We start from the raw sequence: 23,417 nt of genomic DNA, 5'->3' as shown, positions 1-23,417 counted from the left end.
CTAAGCCAGTTCGGGAAGTTCCTCTTCGTACAGCCACGGATGGACAACCTCGGCGAGGTCACGGCCAGCCACAGCGGATATGCACGTGAGGAACTCCGAAGTCGCGACCGAGGAATGACGATACTTCGTCGTCCACTCGGAGATCGCGGCGAAGAAGTCCTCGTCACCGATCGCGAGCCTCAGCGCATGCAGGCACAGGGCTCCGCGCTTGTACACGCGGTCATCGAACATGTCGGGACCACCAGGATCGCTGAGCAGGAAGTCCTGCGGTTCGTCGGCCAGGGCCTCCCTCCACGTCTGCGCACATTCGTGGGCACTGCTGCGACCCGAGGCCTCCGACCACACCCACTCCGAATAGCAGGCGAAACCTTCATTGAGCCAGATATCGCTCCAGCGCCGAGGTGTCAGTGAGTTCCCGAACCACTGGTGGGCCATCTCATGGGCGACGAGTCGTTCGGCCTCCCATTCCTCGCCGAGGTGGTTGGGCCCGAGCACCGACAAGGGCTGTGACTCCAGCGGGATCTCGAGCTCATCATCGGTCACGACCACGTCGTAGCGGTCGAAGGGGTAGGGCCCGAACCGTTCGATGAACTCGTTCATCATGGAGTGCTGGACCTGCAGCCGCGTCGATGCCTTGGGCCAATGCTCGCCCGCGTAGAGCCACAGGGGGATCGGGGAGGTCTTGGCGCCGTCCTCGGCCTCGAGCTGGGTGTGCCGGTAGCGCCCGATCTGCACCGTTGCCAGGTAGGTGGCCAACGGAGTCCGAGATTCGTAGGTCCACAGTGTGCGTCCTGCCTTGCGGACCTTGTCGACGAGTTCGCCGTTGGACACGACGGTGTATTCGGATTCCGTGAGCACCCGGATACGGTACTTCGACTTGTCCGAAGGGTGATTGTTGCAGGGGAACCAGGTGGATGCACCGACGGGCTGCCCGGCGACGAGGACACCGTCTTCGAGCTCCTCCCAGCCGACGTCGCCCCAGGTCCCGATCGCGGGCTGCGGGTTCCCGACGTAGGAGATGTCGATGCGCACCGGCTGGTTCTTGGGCAGAACATCGGTGGTCAGCCGCAGCTTCTTGCCCCGCGTCGAGTATCGGACCCTCTTGCCGTTGACGAGGGCCTTCGTGACTCGCAGGCCCGTGAGATCGAGGACGATCGTCTTCGTCTCCTGCAGTACCCTCCCCGTCAGGCTCGCGCGTGCCGAAAGCCGGTTGGGCCCGATCCGGTAGTCGAGGTCGAGGTCGTAGTGGTCGATGGTGAGGTCGGAGCTGCCGACGTCGGGAGTGTAGGGATCAAGCATCGTGGTGCCGCCTTGCTGGTGTTTCCGGTTCGCTGGATCCGACTTCAGGAAGTTCTGGTGCATCCACCCAGGGTATGACAGGATTGCCGCTGAAATAGGCATGCGCGGGTACGAACTCTCCGCGCATCACCAGCGACGTCGCACCGACCGTGGCATTCGTGCCCAAGCTGGAGGCGGGCAGAATCACGCTGTTGGGGCCCAGGGTGGACCCGTCCTCGAGCTCGACGGTGTCCAAACTCATCACCCGGTCGTGGAAGAGGTGCGTCTGGACCACGCAGCCGCGGTTGATCGTGGAGTTGTCGCCGAGGCTGACGAGGTCGGCCTCGGGCAGCCAGTAGGTCTCACACCACACGCCGTGGCCGATCTTCGCGCCCATGGCACGCAGATACCACACGATGGCGGGTGTCCCCACGGCGTTTCGAGCGAACCATGGTGCGGCGATGAGCTCGACGAAGCAGTCGGCGACCTCGTTGCGCCAGATGAATGATGACCACAGAGGGTGTTCGCCTGCCTTGATCGGACCCGCGCAGATCCACTTGGCTGCGATTGCGAGCCCTGCCGCCACAGCGCCGGCGGCCATCATCACGATGCCCGAGGTCAGCAGTGCGAGACCGACAGAGGCCAGGAACGAACCGCCACCGCCAGCAGCGCCGCCAGCAGCACCATCAACTCCCGCTGCGGAGCCCGAGTTCGGCAGTCCCAGCAGGAACTCGATCGTGAGGAGAACTGCGGCGATGAGAAGCCCGGCGACCATCACCGAGGTGATGCGCAGGGTCTCAAAGAATCCGCGGGCGGCCTTGACGCCGAAGTTCGGAGCATAGGTGAGTGCCTCGTCGGCATCGACGGCGGCTCTGCGCAGCTGCACCGGGGGAGAGCCCAGCCACGAGGAGCCCTTCTTCGCCTTCGCCGGGGCCGCGGAGAGCACCGCGACCAGTGCGTTCTTCGGCACTCGCCGTCCGGGGGAGGCGATTCCCGAGTTGCCGAGGAAGGCCCGTTTGCCGACCTTCGCCCGACCGGCGCGCATCCATCCGTGTCCGAGTTCGTAGCTGGCGACCATGGTGTCGTCGGCGAGGAACGCCCCGGCGGCGATGGTCGTCATCTTGGGGACGAAGACCACCGTTGAGATCTCCGTGCCCGGTCCGACCTTCGCCCCGAGCAGCCGCAGCCACCAGGGTGTGAGCATCGACGCATAGAGCGGGAAGAGGAGGTCGCGGGCCAGATCGAGCAGGCGCTCGGTGGCCCAGACTCGGTAGCCGCGAGCCGAACGGACCGGGAACTCTCCCTCTTCCATGCCGATGGACAGCAGCCGCACCGACACCAGGATGAATAGTGCGGTGCAGACGAACCACAGGCACGCGATGAGAGGAGACCAGGCGAGGACGAGCCACGGTGACTCGACGACGTCGATGCCTGAGACGCCGAGCATGAGCGCGATGCCGGGCAGAGCCGCCAGATATGGCAGAGCGGCATTGAGCTGGGATCCCAGAGCATAGAGGAGGAACGGCAGCCGGCGCCGAGGTGGGGGAGCGGGCCAGCTCTTCTTGGCCTTGCCGATGCGGACCGCTGGGGAACCCGAGTAGATCTGGTTCCGTCGCACCTTGCCCGTCACAGCAGATCCGGCCTCGACCAGTGCGCCTTCACCGATTCGGGTGCCCGGCATCAGTGTGGAGCGGGCTCCGATCGTGACATTGGAGCCGACTTCGATCGTGCCGATGCGCAGCAGGTCACCGTCGACCCACCAGCCCTTGAGATCGACCTCGGGTTCGATCGCGGCACCATCGCCCAGGGTCAGGAACCCCGTCACAGGGGGAGCGGAGTGCAGATCGGCGTCGGAGCCGATCTTGTTGCCCAGTAGCTTTGCGTACCAGGTCACCCAGGGTGCGCTCGCCACCGAGACGGCCGCAGCGAGATCCGCGATGTGCTCGGCCAGCCACAGACGCTTATGCACCCATCCCGACCGCGGATAGTCTCCCGGCCGGATCCCGGCCATGAGGGCCCGTGCAGCACCGGCAGAGATGAGCATACGGCCCCAGGCGGTGACAAAGACGAGGAACAGGGTGATGATCACGGGCCAGGGAGTGACCGGAAGATCCGCGCCGAGGCTGCTGCCGATGTTTGCCAGCACCATCGCAATGACGACCCAGCGGACACCGCCGAGGATGTGGACGGGTATCGCGAGCAGCGTCTGGAACGCCTGCATTCCCTTCGAGGTGCGTGCGATCGTCCGTCGTGGACGTGCCGAGGCCGCGGCGGCACCGTTGTCGACGAGACACAGGGTTGAGAGTGCACCGAAGCGCGGGTGGGAGTAGATGTCGCCGACCGTGACGCTGGGGTGCTGGGTCCGCAGTCGTGAGACCAACTGCGCGGCGGCCAGCGATCCACCGCCGGCGGTGAAGAAGTCCGTGTCGGAGCCGGGGCGAGCCCCGAGCACAGAGGACCACTGCTCGGCGATCCATTCCACCTCGGGATCGAAGACCTCGGAGCTTCCCTCCGCCTCGGCGGCATCGCCCATCGGCCACGGCAGGGCGTTGCGATCGACCTTGCCCGACGTCTTCGTCGGCAGCTCCTCGATGAGGGTGAGCCGGGGAACCAGGGCGGCAGGCAGTTCGGCGCGCAGCAGCTGTTCCCACTCGGACATGCGGGATTCCGGATCGGGTGTGCTGGAGGCGAGGTAGCCGACGAGGATGTCGGTGCCGGCCGGGGTCTGCTTGACGGCCGCTGCGGCCCCTTCGACACCAGGCAGGGCCTGCAGGGCGGCGTCGATCTCGCCGAGTTCGATACGACGGCCCGCCAGTTTGATCTGCTCATCGGCACGACCGACGAAGACGAGTCCTGCGGGGTCATTGACGACCAGGTCACCCGAACGGTAGGCCCGGTCCCAGCCCAAGGTCGGCATCGGCGCATACTTCTCGGCGTCCTTCTCAGGATCCAGGTAGCGGGCCAGTCCGATCCCACCGATGATGAGTTCGCCGGTCTCGCCCTCGGCCACCGGAATGCCGGCCGCGTCGACGACGGCCAGGGACCAACCGGCCAAGGGCAGCCCGATCCGCACCGGGTCGGAGCCGTCGAGCTGGGCACCGCAGGCCACCACGGTCGCCTCGGTGGGGCCATAGGTGTTCCAGACCTCCCGGCTCTCATCGCTGAGTCGGCGCCCGAGCTCCGGCGGGCAGGCCTCTCCGCCGAAGATCAGGAGGCGGACAGCATCGAGGCTGTCGGCCGGCCAGAGAGCGGCGAGCGTGGGCACGGTCGAGACCACCGTGATATTGCGTGAGGACAGCCACGGGCCCAAGTCCATCCCGGACTTCACCAATGTACGGGGCGCAGGAACCAGGCAGGCACCATGACGCCAGGCCAGCCACATCTCCTCGCAGCTGGCATCGAAGGCCACGGACAACCCGGCCAGCACCCGATCCCCGGGGCCGAGCGGTTCCTCCTGGCAGAACATGGCAGCCTCAGCGTCGACGAATGCCGCTGCGCTGCGGTGGGAGACGGCAACACCCTTGGGCTTGCCGGTCGAACCGGAGGTGAAGATGACCCAGCAGTCGTCGTCGGGAGTGGGACGGCGCAGATCTGAGTTCTGCAGCGGTGGTCGGTCGGTGCGAGCCTCGATCGACCGGTCGGCGGTGATGATGCCGGTGACAGCCGCCTCGGTGAAGACGGTGTGTGCCCGCTCATCGGGGTCGTCGACGTCGACGGGAACGTACGCCGCGCCCAGCATCATGGTGGCGAGAATCGACACGTAGAGGTCGACCGAACCGGAGGGCACACGAACGCCCACCTTGTCCCCGGGGCCGATTCCGACGGCGGCCAGCTGCAGTGCGAGATCACGTATCTCGACGATCAGCTCGGAATAGCTGAGAACCTTTTGTCCGTCATCGATGGCCGGCTGATCGCCATGAGCTCCGGCGACCTCTAGGAGAACGTCGATGAGGGTGCGGTCCTCGCGTGGTCGCGGAGGTGCGGGAAATTGCGCAGAATATACAGTCACAGGTCTTCCGGGTCGAGCGTGAGAAATGGACAGCGGCGTACGTGCCAGCCATCATCGACCAACACTCTATAGCTCGAAGGTGTCGTGAATGTGAACACGCGGCCCGCTTGCACGTCTCGGACCATGGGCATCTTCACTATGGTGCAAGACCCTTCACTATTGTGTGAACCACAGCACGACGGCTGAACCACAGCATGACGGTTGAACCACAGCATGACGAGACGCAGATGTCCGTGATAGAGCTGAAGTGCGGGCGTGAGGCACGTCACCCGAACGATTTTCAATGACGAGGAGAGATTCAATGGTCACAGTCTTCAAGAACGCCAAGGTCTTCGACGGATTCCGATTCCTGGCGGGAGTGCGCGACATCGTCGTCGACGGGGGAGCGATCGTCGCCGTCACCGAGGGTGGCCAGGGCTCGCATGATGCCGGGGACACCTATATCGACTGTGCGGGCAAGACGGTCATTCCCGGCGTCATCGACTGCCACGTGCACCTGATGAGCACGGGTGCCAGCAACTCCTCGTCATTCCATGACCCGTTCTCGCTGCAGTTCTACAACTCCGTGGACAATATGGAGAAGACGCTCAAGGGCGGAGTGACCACTGTCCGCGATGCCGGCGGCACCGATCTCGGGGCGAAGGTGGCAGTCGAGACGGGCATCGTTCGCGGGCCACGGATGTCGATTGCGGTGAACATCATGTCCCAGACGGGTGGGCACGGTGATTTCCACCTGGTCTCGGGCGCCGATTCGCCCTTCCTCGCCCCTCACCCTGGTCGGCCCTCGGGCGTGGCCGATGGTCTCGAAGGAGTGCAGCGCAAGACCCGTGAGCTGCTGCGAGCCGGTGCCGATCACATCAAGATCTGCTCGACCGGCGGCGTGCTCTCGCCCCGTGATGATCCCCGTCACTCCCAGTTCACAGAGGCCGAAATCGCAGTCATCGTCGCCGAGGCGGCTGCCCAGGGTGCTCACGTCATGTCCCATGCGCAGGGTGCCCCAGGAATCAAGAACGCGGTCCGTGCGGGGGTGCGCTCCATCGAGCACGGCATCTACCTCGACGATGAAGCCATCGACCTGATGCTCGAGAACGGCACCTTCCTGGTCCCGACCCTGCAGGCTCCGCAGGCAGTGATCAAGGCCGCCGAGGCGGGTTCAGCTCTGCCGCAGTCCGTGGTCGACAAGGCCCACTCAGTCATCGAATCCCACTATGCGTCGATCACGAAGGCCCATGAGGCTGGGGTCAGGATTGCGATGGGCACCGATGCCGGCGTCGGCCCGCATGGGGAGAACCTCGAAGAGATCAGCCTCCTCGCCGAGGTCGGCCTATCCACCACCGAAGCTCTGGCGGCCGGCACGTCCATTGCGGTCGAGCTGCTCGGCCATGACAACGTCGGGCGGATCGAAGCAGGTGCGCTCGCCGACCTTGTCGTCGTCGATGGTGATCTCAGCACCGCAGACGTCAGGGGAATCGAGTCCCGTGTCAGTTCGGTTCATCTGGGCGGCGCACTCGTCTGAGGAGGCTGGAGTTCGTCTGAGGAGGCTGGCGTCCGTCCGCGGAGACCGGCTCAAGACGCTGACCGTGCACGCCAGGTGAGGGGAGACTAACCTCACCTGGCGTACAATTGCGGCGTGAGCAATCGAAACCATCCGTGCAGCGCCAATGGCAGGGACAGCACCCGGGACGTTGGCAGAGGCGTCGATATGCGATGAACCCTCTGGACTGGACGTTTCCCATCGGCGTCACGTGGCTCATTCTCTTCGGCATCATTTTGGCCCGTGCCGGAGGGACCTTCCTCCTGGGGCGCTTGGCGCGCAAGGGAATCAGGAAGATCGAACGCATCGACACGATCATGTCGGGACCGAAGTACCGCAAGGCCGAGGCCATGATCGAACGCTTCGGCGCCCCGGTGATCGCCTTGAGCTTCCTGATGATCGGGGTGCAGACCGCTCTCAACCTGGCAGCGGGAACCAGCGGCATGAGCTATCGCCGCTACATTCCCGCGCTCGTCGTCGGCGGCTCGCTGTGGGCATTGATCTACTCGACCGTCGGTCTCATCGGTTTCAAGGCCCTGGCCACCGCCTACAACGCGGAGCCGGGCCTGACCGTCGGTCTGGGCGCCTGCTTCGCGCTGGCGATCGTCGGACTCGTCGTCGGTCTGAAGAAGAAGGACGAGAAGCCCGAGCACGCCGCCAACTGCTCGGCCTGAACGGCGAGCCACCTCGGCGCGGTCCCCTGAACGGCGAGCCACCTCGGCGAACTCAGTCGCGCGGGCGAACCGGGAGATCCTCGGTCATGTCCTCCAACTCGATGTCCTTCGTCTCCGGCACCTTCCACCAGACGAAGAAGAACGACAGCACCGCGAAGAACGCGTAGAAGCCATAGGCGAAGGTCAGGCTGATATCGGCGAAGATCGGGAACGTCGTCGAGATGGCGAAGTTCGCGATCCACTGGGCTGCGGCGGCCACGGCAAGCGCACCGGCCCGAATCCGATTGGGGAACATCTCTCCCAGCAGCACCCACACCAGGGGACCCCAGGTGGCACCGAATCCGACGACGAACACGTTCGCTGAGATCAGTGCGATGATCGACCACGGCGCACCCAGCTGTGCGCTGGTGGTGCCGTCGGTAGCCGTGGTGAGCTCGGCGAACGAGAACGACACCGCCATCATCGCCAATGAGATTCCCATCAGGAACGAACCGGCCAAGAGCATCTTCCGACGCCCGACTCTGTCGACGAGGAGAATCGCGACGATCGTCACGACGATATTCGTCACCGAGGTGATGACCGAGGTCAGAAGGGCACTGGATTCGTCGAACCCGACTGACTTCCACAGCGTCGTGGAGTAGTAGAAGATGACGTTGATGCCGACGAACTGCTGGAACACGGACAGCAGGATTCCGATCCAAACGATCGGCTTGAGTCCGAACCGGCGGCCTATGAGGTCCTTGAAGGACTCTTTGTCCTCGCGACGGATCGAATCGCGGATGCGTTCGATGAGCGAATCCGTGTCGGTGACCCCGGTGAAGACGCGCAGAACCCGAGCAGCCTCATCCTCTCTGCCGCGGGCGACCAGGAACCGTGGGGACTCGGGCAGCCCCAGAGCCATGAGCCCGTAGACCAGCGCGGGCACAGCCTCGACCATGAACATCCAGCGCCAGGTCTCGATGCCGAACCACAGGGGATCGGCGGCACCGCCGGACAGGGATGCCAGCAGGGCATTCGACAAGAGAGCGGCGAAGATGCCGGTCACGATCGCCAGCTGCTGCAGAGAACCGAGTCGACCGCGCACTCGGGCGGGAGACACCTCGGCGATGTAGGCAGGGGCGATGACGGACGCGGCACCCACACCGAGACCGCCGACCATGCGCCAGATGATGAGGTCGGTGACGCCGAAGGCCAAGCCCGATCCGATGGCAGAGGCAAGAAACAGGATTGCCGCGACGACCATGACCGGGAGGCGGCCATAGCGATTGGCCAGGCTGCCCGCGAACCAGGCTCCGAGCGCGCACGCCAGCAGGGCTGAGGAGACCGCGAAGCCCTTCACACCGGCGCTGAGCGCGAACTCCTCGGCCAATGCGTCGACGGCGCCGTTGATGACGGCAGTGTCGAATCCGAAGAGGAATCCGCCCAAGGCGGCGGCCAGCGAGATTCCGACGATGCGGGAGTTCACCCGTTCTCGACCGTGCAGTCTGCCGTCGGGGGATGGGTCGTTCTGAGGCAAGTGGGACTCCTCCTGTGAATGACATTCGGCACCTGGTGCGAATGCGATGTCGATGAGCTGCACCCCAGGGTATGCCACTGAGAGGAAGTCCGGCACACGACTGCCTGAGAAGCCCGACTGTCCGAAAGGACCGACTGTCCGAGAAATGGGCGACTGCGGGGAGCGGAGCCGAAATGTCAGTAGAGTAAGTGCCACGTCACAGTCGACGAGCTCGGTGGAACTCGTCCTCACCACTATGAGAAAGGGACCGCCGCATGGCTGTTGCCTGGTGGAGTATCATCCCCTTCGTTCTGCTCTTGGGATGCATTGCGGTCCTGCCGCTCATTCCTGCCACCGAGAAGATCTGGGACCGCAATCTCGTCAAACTCACCGTGGCACTGATCCTCGGTGTTCCCATCGCCGTGTGGTTCGTCATCGGCGGAGCCGGTTCCACTGTCTCCCACGCTCTGGTGGAGTACTTCCAGTTCATCGTCTTGGTCGGGAGCCTGTTCGTCGCCTCGGGAGGAATCTTCCTCGTCGGTGACATCAAGGCGACCCCGAAGAACAACACGATCTTCCTGGCAGTCGGCGGGGTGCTGGCATCGTTCATCGGCACCACCGGAGCGGCCATGCTCCTCATCCGCCCGATCCTCAACACGAACCAAGACCGCAAGCACCGGACCCACACCGTCGTCTACACGATCTTCATCGTGGCCAACTGCGGAGGCCTGCTGACCCCACTGGGCGACCCGCCGCTGTTCCTCGGAATGCTGCGCGGTGTGCCCTTCGAATGGACGTTCGGACTGTGGCCCTATTGGCTCTTCGTCAATTCGCTGCTGCTCATCAGCTTCTATGCCCTGGATCGCAAAATGTATGCGAAGGAACCCGCCGAGGCGCTGGCGAAGGACGCGGAATACGCGCCCAAACTCGGACTGCGCGGGGCGAGCGGACTCGTCTATCTTGCCGTGATCATCATCGCCGTCGCGTTCATCCCCTCGATCGACATGCATGCGGTCGAATCCGGGCACGCAAGCCTCGCCCAATTCGTTCCCTGGCGAGAAATCGTGATGCTCGCCGCGGCACTCGCATCATTCCTGTTCGGAGACCGCGGTGCACGGTTCAATCTCAACAAGTTCACGTGGACGCCGATTCTGGAGGTCGGGGCGCTATTCATCGGCATCTTCCTCACGATGATGCCCGCACTGGCCTACCTCGGTCAGATTGCGCATCGGATTCCGCTCAATGAGATCTCACTCTTCGTATTCACCGGTGGGCTCTCCTCGGTGCTCGACAATGCTCCGACGTATGTGACGTTCTTCGAAATGGCCTCTCAGGTGCCGGGGGAGCCCCGAGTGGCAGGCGTCGCCGAAACTCTGCTGATCGCCGTGTCTCTGGGCGCTGTCATGGGCGGGGCGATCACCTACATCGGCAATGGGCCGAACTTCATGGTGAAATCCGTTGCTGACTCGGCCAACGTGACGATGCCCAGCTTCGGCGGGTACGTCGGATGGTCGATGACCCACCTGGTTCCGATTCTGGCCGCGATGGTGCTGCTGTTCATGACCGACGGCCTGTGGTGGAAGCTCCTCGGCGTGCTGGTGACTCTGCTTGTGCTCGGACGCGCGGGTCTGAATATGCGGCAGGGCAGGCTCGAGGCGATGAAGGGAACAGGCTCGAACGACCGGGCGAGTGAGCCCGGCCAATGAGCCCTCGGCCCAGCGCCGGTGCCCGCGCGATCACCGGCGTCGGGCTCTATTTCAGCTGCAATGGTTTCGTGTTCGCGGCGCTGCTGCCGTGGTATCCGCTGCTGGTCCAGCGGCTGGGGCTGAGCTCCTGGGAGTTCGGGCTCGTCGTCGCCTCGTTCGCGCTCGGCGCGATCGTCTCCTCAGTCGTACCGGCGCACCTCATCTCACGGTTCGGAGCCAACGCCGTCGTCGTCGGCGGCACCGTGCTGCTGGGCCTGTCGGCTGCCACCACGGCGTGGTCGGTCAACGGGTGGATGATGGCCATCTGCCTGTTCCTCGTCGGCTTCTTCGATGCCATTGTGGACGTGGCCCAGAACGTTGTCGGCATCGGGGTGCAGGAGAGTCTGTCGCGCGTCATCCTCTCGTCTATGCACGCGCTGTGGAGCTTGGGCGGACTCGTCAGCGGTGCCCTCGCCACGATCGCCGCTGCCAATGGAATGGACATGAGACTCCACCTGGCACTGATCACGGTGGCATCCATCATCGTGATCCTGCTCGCTCGTCGACTGATCGGCGATGCCGTTCTTCGCAGCAGTTCTGCGACTTCCAGTATCGATGACATCGCCGAGGTTGATGCCGGTCCCAGCGCGGAGGCAGGTTCCAGCGAAGGCGCAGGGGCGAAGCAACCCAGTTCGAGGCGTGCCATTCTGCTCATGGCACTGCCCTTGGCCGTCGTTGCCATCTGCGGCACCGCGGTCGAGGACATAGCGAACAATTGGTCGGCGCTGGCTGCTGTCGAGTTCAGCGGGATGTCTGCTGCGACAGCTGGAATCGCCTTCAGCGTGGTCATCGGCAGCCAATGCCTGGGCCGCTTCAGCGGCGACATCCTAGTTCAGCGATTCGGGTCCGGTCGGATCGCTCGCCTCGGCGGGGGACTCATCGCCCTCGGCGGACTCGGGGCAGTCACCGCGTTCGAGCCGATCCAGCTGTTGGTCGGCCTCGGCATGATGGGATATGGCTCGGCCACTCTCGTCCCGGGTGCTCTCGGTGCCGCAGCCCACCTTCCGGGAGTGGGGCGGGCCGGAGGTGTCACCTTGGTGAACTGGATCATGAGAATCGGCTTCCTGGGGACGAGTCCATTGGTCGGAGTCATCGCCGGTCTCGGCAATCTGCGGTGGGGACTGTCGGTCCTGATCGTCATCGGTGCCGTCACCATGGTCTTCGCTGGTCGACTAGGCGGAAGGCCGTTGCGTTCAGGTTGAGCGGCTGTTCGGAAGGCCGCTGGGTGCAGTCTGAGTGGTTGAGCGGCATTGCGGCCACCAAACTGTGGACCGGGCCCGGGTCAGAAATGAGAAATGTGCCGCGACATCGAGTGAACGATGTCGCGACACATCACAACGGTCGGGCTAGCGGGATTTGAACCCACGACCTCTTCACCCCCAGTGAAGCGCGCTACCAAGCTGCGCTATAGCCCGTTTCCGTGCTGCTTCGGAAAGCAACGAGACCCAGCCTATAACGATCCCCGGCCAAGTGCCAAAATTGCGTTTCGTGACCATGAAAAAACGAGTATCATCCCTGGTAGTCATGTGAGAGACGGGTGTAAGCCTGGACTGGTACCGAGGATCGGTAACATTTCTGTTTCGTGATTGTTATGAAAGCACCCCAGGCGGCTATGCTTGGAGGACCAACAAGCTAAGAGGAGTCGACATGGCAAACCTGGATTATCCAGTGTCCTTGCGATACTCGCGCGACCACGAATGGGTCGAGACCACGGAGAACAGTGCGGTTGTCCGCGTGGGTATCACCGATTTTGCCCAAGAGCAGCTGGGTGACGTCGTGTATGTCGATCTTCCTGAAGTCGGCGATAAGACCACTGCTGGAGAATCCTGCGGCGAGGTCGAGAGCACGAAGAGCGTGTCCGATCTCATTGCACCCGTGTCCGGTTCCATCACCGAGGTCAACGAGGGACTCGACGACGCCCCCGAAACCGTGAATACCTCCCCGTTCCAAGACGGTTGGATGTATCTCGTTGAACTCAGTGATCCGCAGCAAGTCGAAGCGCTGATGGACGTCGAGCAGTACAAAGAGCTCATTCAGAGCGAGGAGGCGTAATGTCGCAGAACAACGATCAAGGTCGTCCCAACCCCTCGCAGACCTGGTATGACAACGGTCAGGTGCCGCAGTCGAAGAGGTTCCCATTCGGCGCCGGAAACGGTGACGACGCTTCGGGACCCGAGACTCGCCATAACCCGCAAGTCGATCCCTACGGTCAGCACAACGGAGGCAGCCAGGGAAACGGCCAGCAGAACTATGCACCGCCTCAGCAGTCTCAGGGCAGGCCGGCTCCGCAGGAGACGCCTCCCTACGGGCAGGCTCCGGTGAACAACGGACCGCAGGCTCCGCAGTACGGCAATGCTCCGCAGCGCAATGATGCTCAGTACGGTCAGTACAACGCTGGACAGCAGAGTCAGTACAACGGGAGCCAGGGCCAGCAGCCGGGCTATCAGCAGCCTTCACAGCAGCCGAATCAGGGCCAGTATCCTCCCCAGGGCAATCAGCCTCAGGGTGGTAACTATGGACCGCAGGATCCCAACGGTCAGGGTAATCAGCCGCAGTATGGCAGCCAGGGACAGCAGTACGGCAGCCAGGGTCAGCAGTACGGCAATCAGCCGCAGTACGGCGGCCAGGAGCAGCAGTATCGCAACGATGAGCCGGTCTCCGGCGACTCCGGTAACCAGCAGTTCCAGGGGATCCTGGATCCGCATACCGGTGAGATCTACCCTGTGCCCGACCTTGAAGGACTGCAGGACACGGATGCGCTTCTCGTCGTCGTTTCGGGCCCGGACTCGGGTTCACAGATTCTGCTCGACACTGATGTGGTGACCGTGGGTCGCAGTCCGAACGCTGATATCTTCCTTGACGATGTCACCGTTTCGCGCAAGCATGCTGAATTCATTCGGACTCCAAGTGGTTTCACACTGCGCGACACAGGCTCACTCAACGGAACCTACGTGGGTCGTCAGCTCATCGATTCGATTGAATTGCAGAACGGAGCCGATGTGCAGATCGGCAAGTTCCGGATGATTTTCCAGCAGCGTCCGCGCTCCTGACCGGGGGATAATGTCAAACATTGAAGTTGAGGTTGTTGGTGTTCGCATCGAGATGCCTGCCAACCAGCCGATCCTTTTGCTCAAAGCCACTGAGCCTGCCTACTACCTGCCCATCTGGGTGGGTGCCATCGAAGCCAATGCACTCTCGATTGCGCAGCGGGGACTGACCCCACCGCGACCGATGGCGCATGCGCTGCTGCTCGATACTCTCGAAGCGTATGAGACGTCGTTGGCCGATGTCACGATCACCGGCCGCGACGGACAGATCTTCCTGGCCGAGCTACACACGAACGATGGCAAGTCGATCTCTGCACGTCCCTCCGACGCAGTGACGCTGGCCCTCACGGCTCAGTGTCCCGTCTACGTCGATTCAGAACTTCTCGAAGACGCCGGAATCGAAGCACCCGAAGCCGACGAAGAGGAAGTCGCCCAATTCAGGGACTTCCTCGACAACGTCTCGGCAGAGGACTTCGAAACCGGTACCGAAACATCATGAAAGAACGATTGTGAGCTTCCATATCGATCCGGTATTCGCCAACAGAGACAGCGCCCCAGCAGGCACGAATGACCTCAGTGGTCTCGATGCCTGGCGTGAGATGGATCCGCAGCAGCAGCCGACCTATCTTGATACTCCAGCACTCGACGAGGCTCTGACCAGCCTGCGCAACTCTCCGCCGCTGATCTTCGCCGGAGAAGCCGACGTGCTCAAACAGCGCATCGCAGCCGCCTCCCGAGGTGAAGCCTTCGTCCTGGCCGGTGGTGACTGTGCCGAGTCCTTCGCCGGTGCTCAGGCCGACAAGATCCGGGCCCGAGTCCAGACGGTGCTGCAGATGGCTGCGGTGCTCACCTACGGCGGTTCGATGCCCGTCGTCAAGATCGGTCGCATGGCCGGTCAGTTCGCCAAGCCCCGCTCTGCGGACATGGAGACACGAGACGGTGCCACGCTTCCCTCATACCGCGGCGACATCGTCAACGGCTACGAGTTCACCGAGGAGTCTCGTCGTCACGATCCGGCTCGGCTGCTCCAGGGTTACCATGTCTCCGCTTCGACTCTCAATCTCATCCGGGCCTTCACCCAGGGCGGTTTCGCCGACCTGCGTCTCGTCCATGAGTGGAATCGCGGGTTCCTGGCATCGAACCCCGGGTACCAACGCTATGAACAGACTGCGCGCGAGATCGATCGCGCCATCCGGTTCATGGACGCATGCGGTGCAGACTTCGACGCACTGAAGACCACCGAATTCTATGCCGCTCATGAGGCTCTGCTGCTCGAGTACGAACGGGCACTGACCCGGATTGATTCGCGCACCGGACAGCCATACGACGTATCGGGACATTTCCTGTGGATCGGCGAACGCACCCGCGATATCAACGGAGCCCACGTGGACTTCCTGTCGAAGGTTCGCAATCCGATCGGCGTCAAGCTCGGCCCCACGGCCACTGCGGACGACGCTCTGGCCCTGGCAGAAAAGCTCGATCCGGATGCAGAACCTGGCAGGCTGACTTTTGTCACCCGTATGGGTGCAGGGAAGATCACCGAAGCGCTGCCGAATCTGCTGTCCGGGATCGGGGACCGTCTTCCGCACGTGACCTGGGTCTGCGATCCGATGCACGGAAACACCATCACCTCGAACACCGGTTACAAGACCCGTCGGTTCGAAGACGTCATGGCTGAAGTCGAAGGCTTCTTCACAGCGCATCAGGAGGCCGGAACCATTCCGGGCGGACTGCACATCGAGCTCACCGGTGACGATGTCACCGAGATCATGGGTGGTGCGACCGAGATCGACGACGAGGGACTGCGCCGTCGCTACGAGACGCTCGTTGATCCTCGCCTCAATCACGACCAGTCGCTGGAGATGGCATTCCAGGTCGCGGAGTACCTCACACGCCGCAACTGATATGACGATGTGCCAGTGGCCGCTGCCTGGTAGTCACAGACTGTAGCTGTCGTCTCAGACCGTAACCGGTCGTCTCAGACAGCAGAGAAGAAACCGGTGGCCGTGCGATCCAATCGCACGGCCACCGGTTTCACTGTATTCAAAGACTGGACATTGCTGTTCAGAGGCTGACACTGGTCACTGAAGGAACCTGTCGGGCTCAGTCGTCCTTCTTGTCAGAGTCTTTCTTCTTGTCTTCGTCCTTCTTCTTCTCATCCTTCTTGTCGTCCTTGGACTCTTCCTTCTTCTCTTTGCCCTTGGAGACGCGGACGATGATGAGGGAGTCATAGGGCTTGGCTTCGGAGCTCTTCGGCCATTGGGAGACCACTTTGCCCTTGGGAATGTCGTCGGAGAACACTTCGTCCTTGCCCACACGGAATCCGCGTTTGGCCAAGGTGGCATAGGCGGCGTCGAAGGTCAGTCCCTCGACATTGGGCACGGGAGTCGGTTTGACGCCTTTGGAGACGACGAGGTCGACCTTCGTGTCCTTGGACAGTTCGTCACCTGACTTCTTCGACGCTGAGATGACAGTGTCCTTGTCGACCGAGTCGCTGTACTCCTCATCAACCTTGCCGAGTTTCAGATCGGCTTTATTCAGAGCGTCCTCGGCCTTATCTTTGCTGAGGCCTTTGAGCTTGGGCACTGCAAACATCTCTTCGCCCTTGGACACGACGACAGTGACGGTCGAATCTGGTGCCAGCTCGGATCCTCCCACCGGGTCGGTGCCGATGACGGTTCCGGCCGGCACAGTGTCGTCGAAGACCTCCTTCGGCTGAGCCTCGAGGCCGCTGTTCTCAATCTGCGAGGACACCTTGTCGATGTCCTTGCCTGCCAGCTGGGCAGGGACGATGGAGGTCGGTGCGGGGAGATTGGCAATGACCAGCCAGGCCACGAGTGCGAGGACGAGCAGGGCAGCGCCGATGGTCGTTGCCAGTCGTCGTCTGCGCCTGCGATGCGGCGCCGCAGAGGCCGCTGCACTCGCACCCGCAGCTTCGGTGCCGCTCTCGCCGGTCGCCCCAGCCCCGCCGGCGCCTCCAGCAGCGGCTGCGCTGGCTGCGGAGGCCGCGCCCGCGTGCTTGTCGACGGAGTCGGGCTTGCCGTCACGAGATTCGTCGTCGGAGTGATCCGTGTCGTCCTGCGATGCGTCGTCGGAAGGCTCTCCGGAGTCGTCTGCCGTCGCAGCAGCAGCAGCTCCTGCCGCTCCGATGGCAGCTGCACCGGCTCCCGCAACACCGGCCGCTGCTGCAGTGCCCGCGCCACCACCTGTGTCCTGGTCCGAGGAGTCATCCGAGTCAGCCGCCGCGGCGGTCTCGCTTTCCTCTTCGTCATTGTCGAGGTAGGGGATCTCGTCCGTGCGCGATCGCTTCTCCTTCGGAGCTTCGGCTCCGAGATCGATGCTCGCCGTCAGCGCGGGGGAGTGCTCGCCGGGGAGCACATTCGGGTCACCGAAATCGAGCTCGGTGTCACTCATCTCAGATCGCGCCTCGGCGAGAGCAAGCCTGAACTCTGCCGCATCGTCGGGGCGGTCGTTGGGATCCTTCGACGTCGCCCACAGCACCAAGGCATCGAGCCGGGGACTCAGGCCCGTGATCTGATCCGATGGGGGAGGCACGGAATCGTGGACGTGACGGTAGGCGACCTGGATCGGGACCTCATCCGTGTAGGGCTGTTTGCCGGTGAGCATCTCGTAGAACATGATGCCGACGGTGTAGAGGTCGGTGCGGATATCGGCACCGGCACGTGTGACGAGCTCGGGTGCGACATATCCGACGGTGCCGATGAGTGTCTTCGTTGTCGTTGCGGTGGTCACGGCGCGTGCGAGCCCGAAGTCTGCGAGCTTGACCTGACCGTCTGTGCCCAGGAGGACATTGTCGGGTTTGAGATCTCGGTGGATGATCCCGGTGGAATGGACTGCTTCGAGCGCAGCCAGGATCGCATCGAGAACCACGATCGCCTGTCGCGGAGTGAACGTGCCGCGGTGCTTGAGCTCACGGCGCAGGGTCACCGAGGGCAGGTGCTCCATCACGAGGTAGACGGTGTCGCCGTCACGCGATTGGTCATGGATGGCGACGAGGTTCGGGTGAGTCAGCCGCCCGGCGTTGATGGCCTCGCGGCGGAACCGCTCGACGAAGGTCTCGTCGCTGATGAGGTGCTCATGCATGACCTTGATCGCGATCTCACGGTCGAGTCGCAGGTCGGTGCCGCGGTAGACCATGGCCATTCCACCGCGCGCGATCTTCGCATCGATGCGATACCGGTCATTGAGTACGGTGCCGATGAGCGGATCCGTGCGGGCACTCATAGCGCCTCCTGCATTCGCTGTCGCTGCATCTGAACGGCGCGGACGAAGGCCTTCGTCTCGGGCAGCAGCCCTTCGCTTCTCACGGAGCGCAGATCCTGGTAGTACCCGGCCAGAGCGTCGTTCTCTGATTCTGCCGTTTCGATCAGCCACCCCAAGATGACTGTTCCGGCAACGATGTTGTCGGCGACATCGAGCAGATCGAGGCTGCGGCCGACGATGTCGCTGGCCCAACGACCCGATCTCGGGGTGACCTGCATGATGCCGATGGCATTGCCTGCCGAGACCGTGGTGTGCTGGAATCCCGACTCCTGCGCCGCGACGGCCTGCATGAGAGCCGGATCGGCACCGAGTTCCTCGGCGATGGATGCCACGATGAGACGAGCCTGGGCCGGAGCCGGGTGGGTCCTGCGCAGCAGGGTGAACTTGTTGAGTCGTGCGGCCGCGAGCACAGCGGGTCGGATGCCTTCGACCTGGGCACTCGTGGCGACGCGGGGGACATCCGTCGGAGGTTCGGGAGGGGTGCGGTGCCGGCGGGCCGTCGAATCCCTGAGCAGGAGCAGTTCGCCAACCTGGAGAAAGGACTCCTCGCCCATGGAGTTGGCCCGACGCAGCGATCCGGGCGACATCTGATGCCTGGCCGCAATCCCGGCCAGTGTCTCACCCGGTGCCACGACGTGGGAGGGATCCGTATCGGGCAGGTCATTCTTCTCCGGCAGGGACAGCACCTGGCCCTGGTGGAGGTTCTGACGCGGCGAGATGGCGTTGAGTTCGGCCAGAGCAGGGACTGAGACGCCGTGTTTGCTGGCCACTCCGTACAGTGTGTCACCGTCGCGGGTCTTATAGGTTCGGCCGCCGTGAGTGACGGGAACGGTCTCTCCGCTGGTTCCCGACGTCCACTGTGGTCCCGGTGCAGCCATCGGTGAGGAGGGGGAGTCTGCATACGTATTCGCGGGGTCTGCAGGTGTTTCGACGCCAGAGGAGGGGGCAACCTCGGCGAAGTCGATCTCAACATCGTGGTCCGTGGAATCACGGTCGGTGAAGCCCGGGATGGGACCCGTGGAGTTCACCTTTGAAGCAGCACGGATGTCAGGAGCGGCGGTAACGGGCACCTGGGGATTCCGTCGCATTCGTGTCATCTGTCACCTGTTGACTTCATATCGGATGGGGAAGTTTCACACTCCAGAGTATCGAGTGCCCGGCCCACACCCGAGCATTCGGCCCCGCATGGCGGGGTGTGTCTTTCAAATATTGCTAGGCTTAATGATGTGAATACGGAAGAACTCGTCCAGGAATGGGCCACATTGCCAGATATCGCCGAGTCGACTGGTCTCGACATCATGCAGGTGCGCAGGCTCCTGGAAGACGGTGCGATCTGCGGTTACAAGCACGGGAGCCCCAAAGTGATGCAGGTGCCGACGGCGTTCTTCGTCGACGGATCAGTGCTCACTCCGCTCAAGGGCACTCTGAGCACCCTGCGGGATGCGGGCTTCGACGATCAGGAATCCATCCACTGGCTCTTCACCCCGGATGATTCCCTGCCAGGTCGCCCCATTGATCTGCTGCGCGCCGGCAATCGCAAAGAGGTCCGGCGCCGTGCACAGGCTCTGGCCTTCTGAGTCTTCTCTCGTCTGACTGATCTCTCAGCTCTTGCGGTAGCTGAGCGCCTCCGCGAATTTCGTGAGCTGTCGCTGCGCCGTGGGGCCGATCCTCGTTCGGGTCGAAGAGACAGGTGAGCTGTCGGTCGCCCATTCTCGGACCACGGACAGTGCCTCGTCATGCTTGGACCGGATGAAGGATTCGACTGCGTCCAGACCCCCTGATTCCGTGAGCATCGACACGCATTCTGCGACCTCGGAATCGGAGAGATCCGGATCACCGAGTCGTTCGGCCATGATCTGAGTCTGCTCTGAGTTGAGGTTCTTCATGCTCTCGGCGATGAGGACCGTGCGCTTGCCCTCACGAATGTCATCGCCTGCTGGTTTGCCCGTGGCGGCGGGGTCGCCGAAGATGCCGAGCACGTCGTCGCGCAGCTGAAACGCCTGGCCCAGCGGCAGCCCGAACCGGGAGATCTCCGCGAGCTGTTCCTCGTCTGCGCCGCCGAGTGCGGCACCGAGGAGGAGCGGCTGCTCGACCGAATACTTCGCCGACTTGAAGCTGAGAACTTCCCACGCGCGCTCACCGATGCGTGCGTCGTCAAGGGGAACCACCTCGGCGAGGACATCGAGGTACTGACCGACCATCACATCTCTCCGGAGCGTGGCGCGCAGGTCACGTGCCGAAGGCGTGATGCCCAGGACGCTCTGGGACTTTTCGAAGAGCTCTTCGCTGAGCGCAAGACAGATGTCTCCGATGACGATGGCGGCCGCCACACCGAAGGGCTCGGCCCCGCCCTGGAAGCGGCGCTCGGAGTGCCGCGACTCGAACTGTCGATGCAGTGCCGGCTTGCCACGGCGAGTATCGGAATGATCGATGACATCGTCATGGATGAGAGCAGCGGCGTGGAGGAGTTCAAGCGACCCGGCCGCCTCGGCGACACCCCCGTTCAGGGCGCTGCGCGAGGAATCATCGCCGGAGGCCAATTGGAAGCCCCACCACAGCAGGACCGGGCGGATCATCTTGCCGCCCCGTGTGAACTCGAGCAGGGCCCGACCGATGTCATCGGCATCCGGTGAGATCGCGAGGAACTCGGCCGCCTTCAGCTCGAGGAATGCCTCTATCCCCGCGGAGACCTCAGCCGCGATGGACTCAGGCGAGCCCAGTTCGCTGACAGTGGTGCCGTGCTGGGAGGGTTCGGTTGACCGTGCAGTCTCCGTGCTACCAGTGCCCGGAGCATCGGCAGGCGTCATGGAACGATGTTCCCGCCGACCGTGACGATCGAATTCTTCTTCTCCGAGGGATCCTCTGCGATGGTGACGACGAGGAGGCCTTCATTGTCCTTATGGCGGAAGTTCACGACTTGGGCACTCTTCGTCTTGACCTGGTCACCGTACTCTTCGAACCCGGCCTTCTTCAGCGCCTTGGAGTAGAACTCGAAGATGTCCTTCGGCTCGGCTTTGGCGCTCATCACCAGGCTGACCTGTTCGAGCTTCCCCGAATCGGCTCCGTTCTCCGCCTTCGCACGAGCACTCGACAGCACGGTCGAGTCCGGGTAGGGCTTGAGATACTTCGGGAGATCTTTGACGTCTGTGGAAGCAGCGTCTGAATCCTCACTCGCCTGCTTGGTGCCGGCAGACTCAGAGGCCGCCGGTGTTGATGCGGCGGCTGAAGACTGGGTCTCCTCCGCAGTGGGTGATCCTTCGGCCGCCTCATTGTCCGGGCCCGAGCATCCTGCGAGGACGAGGGCGGCGGCGAGGGGCAATGTCATGACAGTGGCGCGCGTTACCATGACTACAGACTACCCGGACTGAGTGACGGGAGCCGAAAGGAGCAGGCGCAGACAACATGGATGCTCGATGAGTCGTAAACAGCTGGCACGTTCCGGCGGCGATCTGAGCCGTCTCGGCACGGACGACACCGGAGCCACAATGCTCCATCTCGACATGGACTCCTTCTTCGTCTCGGTGGAGCTTCTGAGCCGCCCTGAACTTGTGGGCAGACCCGTCATCGTCGGTGGTCGCAGCGGGCGGGGAGTCGTGGTCTCAGCCAGCTACGAGGCCCGAGAGTTCGGTGTCCATGCGGCCATGCCGATGGGTCGAGCGATGAATCTGTGTCCCTTCGCCGAGGTGATCCCTCCTTCCCATGGCCTGTACTCCTCGTACTCGCAGAAGGTCTTCGATCTGGTCGCTCAGGTGACGCCCGATTTTCAGCAGGTCAGTGTCGACGAAGCCTATATCGACGTCTCTGCAGCCGTCCGCAGATTGGGTTCCCCGGTGCGGATCACCTCACAGCTGAGAGCCGAGATCGAGGCACAGACGGGGTTGAGCGCATCTGTGGGCATCGCCGGCAGTCGGGTGGTGGCGAAACTTGCGTCCACTCGAGCTAAGCCGCATGGGCAGCTGCTCGTCCCGCTGTCGGCGACTCGGGAGTTCCTCGACCCGATGCCGATCGAAGCACTTCCCGGCGTGGGGGAGAAGACGAAGGAGGGGTTCTTCAGATACGGCATTCGACTGATCGGTGATCTGGCAGCCGTCGACGAAGCATGGGCAGGCCGGGTCTTTGGGGCCCATGGGCATCATCTGTGGCGCAGCGCCCACGGGCTGGACTCGCATGGGATGGACAGGCAGGTGAAGGATCGGTCCATCAGTGCCGAGCACACGTTCAACGAGGACGTCTGGGACCTGAGCCAACTCGAACACGAGCTGCTGAGGTTGGCGGACAAGGTGGCACACAGGGTCCGGGCCGATGGCAAGGTCGCGACCACCTTGGGATTGAAATATCGCTTGGCCGATTTCACGACGCTGTCACGGTCGATCACTCTCGATGCCCCGACAGACCTGGCCCGTGAGATCTATGAGGCCCTGCGGCCGGCGATGAGGAATCTGCGGGAGCAGAAGTCGAAAGGGGTGCGCCTGCTGGGAGTCCGAGCGGCCGGCTTGATGGACTTCTCGGCCAGCGGGCGCCAGGTGAGATTGGATGAGGCCGAGGATTCGGGCAGAGAAGCCGAGGTTGCTCTGGACGATGTGCGCAAGAAGTTCGGGACTGCCGCGATCTCGCAGGCCTCTCTGCTCAGGAAGCGTCCTGGGCATGACAATACGGGTCCTGACCATGTTTAGGCGGTGAGGTGCGCCATAGTCTGAGGACGTGGTGAGAATCCGGGGGATGCAAAGGTCCTCAAGATGTTTTTTCAGGGTTCAGAGACTATGATTGTGTCATCAGGCCAGAGTAAGGAAACGGGGGTTCGAGATGCCACTCTCCGATCACGAACAGCAGCTGCTCGATCAGTTGGAGAAGCAGCTGCGCAGTGAAGACCCACGTTTCGCACGCAATATTTCCGAAACACAGGCAGCCGCCAATGGTCCAGGCTTCTCCGCGAAGCGATTCGTGGTGGGCATTCTGGTCACGCTGGTCGGGCTTGCCGCGACGATCTTCGCCATCTCGATGGTCGCGAACACCGCATGGTGGATCATCCTCGGCGTCGTCGGATTCGGTCTCATGGTTGCCGGTATGTACTGGGCCTTCAGTCGGCCGCGTCAGATCGGCGACAAAGCGAAGCGTGAACAGCCGTCGAATGGTCCCAAGCCTGAGGCGAAGGGCCCGTCAGGTTTCATGAACCGCATCGAAGACCGGTGGGAGAAGCGCCAGCGCGGAGAATGATTGCACGGTCGTCACCGGCCGAGCAGATTCCCTCCGACAACTGCTGATCACACCAACTCGCACCAATGAAGCGTCCTCGTCTCGAGGGCGCTTTTTCGTGCGCGTATGCGTCCCTGGCGACTGCGTGTGAACTGGTA

Annotated in this window: 18 protein-coding genes and 1 tRNA gene; 11 read left to right on the top strand and 8 right to left on the bottom strand. The window is 63.0% G+C overall.

The window, feature by feature from the left end:
* The gene (locus CXR25_RS11395) at window positions 1-1,299 is read right to left on the bottom strand and encodes a M1 family metallopeptidase (RefSeq protein WP_114384928.1); all 1,299 of its coding nucleotides are present in this window, start codon (window positions 1,297-1,299) and stop codon (window positions 1-3) included.
* Complete coding sequence (locus tag CXR25_RS11390; protein WP_069600328.1) at window positions 1,292-5,287, bottom strand: Pls/PosA family non-ribosomal peptide synthetase; 3,996 nt, start codon at window positions 5,285-5,287, stop codon at window positions 1,292-1,294. Before CXR25_RS11390 ends, CXR25_RS11395 begins: the two co-directional genes overlap by 8 nt.
* 301 nt (window positions 5,288-5,588) lie before the next feature.
* Here CXR25_RS11390 and CXR25_RS11385 point away from each other — a divergent pair, with 301 nt between their 5' ends.
* Both CXR25_RS11385 and CXR25_RS11380 read left to right on the top strand, forming a co-directional pair.
* A complete protein-coding gene (locus CXR25_RS11385; RefSeq protein WP_101557482.1) occupies window positions 5,589-6,803 on the top strand; it encodes a metal-dependent hydrolase family protein in 1,215 nt (404 codons plus the stop codon).
* A gap of 191 nt (window positions 6,804-6,994) precedes the next feature.
* A complete protein-coding gene (locus tag CXR25_RS11380; protein WP_114384927.1) occupies window positions 6,995-7,495 on the top strand; it encodes a DedA family protein in 501 nt (166 codons plus the stop codon).
* 52 nt (window positions 7,496-7,547) lie between these two features.
* Here CXR25_RS11380 and CXR25_RS11375 read toward each other — a convergent pair whose 3' ends face one another.
* Window positions 7,548-8,948, bottom strand: a complete 1,401-nt coding sequence (locus tag CXR25_RS11375) for a sugar porter family MFS transporter (RefSeq protein WP_114384941.1) — start codon at window positions 8,946-8,948, stop codon at window positions 7,548-7,550.
* A 317-nt stretch (window positions 8,949-9,265) separates the two neighbouring features.
* Between CXR25_RS11375 and CXR25_RS11370 the strand changes: the two genes are divergently transcribed.
* Both CXR25_RS11370 and CXR25_RS11365 read left to right on the top strand, forming a co-directional pair.
* The gene (locus tag CXR25_RS11370) at window positions 9,266-10,696 is read left to right on the top strand and encodes a sodium:proton antiporter (protein WP_096157150.1); all 1,431 of its coding nucleotides are present in this window, start codon (window positions 9,266-9,268) and stop codon (window positions 10,694-10,696) included.
* Complete coding sequence (locus CXR25_RS11365; protein ID WP_009883115.1) at window positions 10,693-11,937, top strand: MFS transporter; 1,245 nt, start codon at window positions 10,693-10,695, stop codon at window positions 11,935-11,937. The genes CXR25_RS11370 and CXR25_RS11365 overlap by 4 nt, the downstream gene beginning before the upstream one ends.
* Window positions 11,938-12,076: 139 nt before the next feature.
* Here CXR25_RS11365 and CXR25_RS11360 read toward each other — a convergent pair.
* Window positions 12,077-12,150 (bottom strand) — tRNA-Pro (locus tag CXR25_RS11360).
* A 232-nt stretch (window positions 12,151-12,382) separates the two neighbouring features.
* On the opposite strand from CXR25_RS11360, the gene gcvH reads away from it, so the two are divergent.
* From gcvH to CXR25_RS11340, 4 genes are read left to right on the top strand one after another with little or no spacing between them, the layout of a single operon-like run.
* Window positions 12,383-12,787, top strand: coding sequence for a glycine cleavage system protein GcvH (gene gcvH / locus CXR25_RS11355; protein ID WP_009883116.1), 405 nt, complete (start codon window positions 12,383-12,385; stop codon window positions 12,785-12,787).
* On the top strand, window positions 12,787-13,785 hold the full coding sequence (locus CXR25_RS19215; RefSeq protein WP_114384926.1) for an FHA domain-containing protein: 999 nt from the start codon (window positions 12,787-12,789) through the stop codon (window positions 13,783-13,785). The genes gcvH and CXR25_RS19215 overlap by 1 nt, the downstream gene beginning before the upstream one ends.
* Before the next feature lie 10 nt (window positions 13,786-13,795).
* Window positions 13,796-14,281 carry a bifunctional nuclease family protein gene (locus tag CXR25_RS11345; protein ID WP_009883118.1) on the top strand — a complete coding sequence of 162 codons (486 nt, stop codon included), beginning with the start codon at window positions 13,796-13,798 and terminating at the stop codon, window positions 14,279-14,281.
* 10 nt (window positions 14,282-14,291) lie between these two features.
* A complete protein-coding gene (locus CXR25_RS11340; protein WP_069600323.1) occupies window positions 14,292-15,686 on the top strand; it encodes a class II 3-deoxy-7-phosphoheptulonate synthase in 1,395 nt (464 codons plus the stop codon).
* A 199-nt stretch (window positions 15,687-15,885) separates the two neighbouring features.
* Here CXR25_RS11340 and CXR25_RS11335 read toward each other — a convergent pair whose 3' ends face one another.
* Both CXR25_RS11335 and CXR25_RS11330 read right to left on the bottom strand, forming a co-directional pair.
* Window positions 15,886-18,027, bottom strand: a complete 2,142-nt coding sequence (locus CXR25_RS11335; protein ID WP_096158830.1) for a protein kinase domain-containing protein — start codon at window positions 18,025-18,027, stop codon at window positions 15,886-15,888.
* On the bottom strand, window positions 18,024-19,154 hold the full coding sequence (locus CXR25_RS11330; RefSeq protein WP_096158829.1) for a lytic transglycosylase: 1,131 nt from the start codon (window positions 19,152-19,154) through the stop codon (window positions 18,024-18,026). Before CXR25_RS11330 ends, CXR25_RS11335 begins: the two co-directional genes overlap by 4 nt.
* A 138-nt stretch (window positions 19,155-19,292) precedes the next feature.
* Between CXR25_RS11330 and CXR25_RS11325 the strand changes: the two genes are divergently transcribed.
* Complete coding sequence (locus CXR25_RS11325) at window positions 19,293-19,643, top strand: Rv2175c family DNA-binding protein (protein WP_009883123.1); 351 nt, start codon at window positions 19,293-19,295, stop codon at window positions 19,641-19,643.
* A 24-nt stretch (window positions 19,644-19,667) separates the two neighbouring features.
* On the opposite strand, the gene CXR25_RS11320 is transcribed toward CXR25_RS11325, so the two are convergent.
* Both CXR25_RS11320 and CXR25_RS11315 read right to left on the bottom strand, forming a co-directional pair.
* On the bottom strand, window positions 19,668-20,873 hold the full coding sequence (locus tag CXR25_RS11320) for a polyprenyl synthetase family protein (RefSeq protein WP_114384925.1): 1,206 nt from the start codon (window positions 20,871-20,873) through the stop codon (window positions 19,668-19,670).
* Complete coding sequence (locus CXR25_RS11315) at window positions 20,870-21,412, bottom strand: hypothetical protein (RefSeq protein ID WP_226823543.1); 543 nt, start codon at window positions 21,410-21,412, stop codon at window positions 20,870-20,872. The genes CXR25_RS11320 and CXR25_RS11315 overlap by 4 nt, the downstream gene beginning before the upstream one ends.
* Before the next feature lie 67 nt (window positions 21,413-21,479).
* On the opposite strand from CXR25_RS11315, the gene dinB reads away from it, so the two are divergent.
* Together dinB and CXR25_RS11305 are read left to right on the top strand one after the other, a co-directional pair.
* Window positions 21,480-22,739 carry a DNA polymerase IV gene (gene dinB / locus CXR25_RS11310; RefSeq protein WP_096158827.1) on the top strand — a complete coding sequence of 420 codons (1,260 nt, stop codon included), beginning with the start codon at window positions 21,480-21,482 and terminating at the stop codon, window positions 22,737-22,739.
* Between the two features lie 130 nt (window positions 22,740-22,869).
* Entirely contained in the window at window positions 22,870-23,280 is a 411-nt protein-coding gene (locus CXR25_RS11305) for a DUF3040 domain-containing protein (RefSeq protein WP_096158826.1), read from the top strand.
* The last annotated feature ends 137 nt before the right edge of the window (window positions 23,281-23,417 follow it).

Source organism: Brevibacterium aurantiacum (assembly GCF_003932995.1).
Classification (GTDB): Bacteria; Actinomycetota; Actinomycetes; order Actinomycetales; family Brevibacteriaceae; genus Brevibacterium; species Brevibacterium aurantiacum.
Note: the sequence above shows the minus strand (reverse complement) of the source record. Positions and strands in the feature narration are given on the sequence as shown.

What these genes read in the sequence shown, in the direction of transcription:
- CXR25_RS11395 (WP_114384928.1), bottom strand. Translation starts at nt 1,299, where the DNA reads ATGCTTGATCCCTACACTCCCGACGTCGGCAGCTCCGACCTCACCATC.
- CXR25_RS11385 (WP_101557482.1), top strand. Translation starts at nt 5,589, where the DNA reads ATGGTCACAGTCTTCAAGAACGCCAAGGTCTTCGACGGATTCCGATTC.
- CXR25_RS11380 (WP_114384927.1), top strand. Translation starts at nt 6,995, where the DNA reads ATGAACCCTCTGGACTGGACGTTTCCCATCGGCGTCACGTGGCTCATT.
- CXR25_RS11370 (WP_096157150.1), top strand. Translation starts at nt 9,266, where the DNA reads ATGGCTGTTGCCTGGTGGAGTATCATCCCCTTCGTTCTGCTCTTGGGA.
- CXR25_RS11365 (WP_009883115.1), top strand. Translation starts at nt 10,693, where the DNA reads ATGAGCCCTCGGCCCAGCGCCGGTGCCCGCGCGATCACCGGCGTCGGG.
- gcvH (WP_009883116.1), top strand. Translation starts at nt 12,383, where the DNA reads ATGGCAAACCTGGATTATCCAGTGTCCTTGCGATACTCGCGCGACCAC.
- CXR25_RS19215 (WP_114384926.1), top strand. Translation starts at nt 12,787, where the DNA reads ATGTCGCAGAACAACGATCAAGGTCGTCCCAACCCCTCGCAGACCTGG.
- CXR25_RS11345 (WP_009883118.1), top strand. Translation starts at nt 13,796, where the DNA reads ATGTCAAACATTGAAGTTGAGGTTGTTGGTGTTCGCATCGAGATGCCT.
- CXR25_RS11335 (WP_096158830.1), bottom strand. Translation starts at nt 18,027, where the DNA reads ATGAGTGCCCGCACGGATCCGCTCATCGGCACCGTACTCAATGACCGG.
- CXR25_RS11330 (WP_096158829.1), bottom strand. Translation starts at nt 19,154, where the DNA reads ATGCGACGGAATCCCCAGGTGCCCGTTACCGCCGCTCCTGACATCCGT.
- CXR25_RS11320 (WP_114384925.1), bottom strand. Translation starts at nt 20,873, where the DNA reads ATGACGCCTGCCGATGCTCCGGGCACTGGTAGCACGGAGACTGCACGG.
- CXR25_RS11315 (WP_226823543.1), bottom strand. Translation starts at nt 21,412, where the DNA reads ATGGTAACGCGCGCCACTGTCATGACATTGCCCCTCGCCGCCGCCCTC.
- dinB (WP_096158827.1), top strand. Translation starts at nt 21,480, where the DNA reads ATGAGTCGTAAACAGCTGGCACGTTCCGGCGGCGATCTGAGCCGTCTC.
- CXR25_RS11305 (WP_096158826.1), top strand. Translation starts at nt 22,870, where the DNA reads ATGCCACTCTCCGATCACGAACAGCAGCTGCTCGATCAGTTGGAGAAG.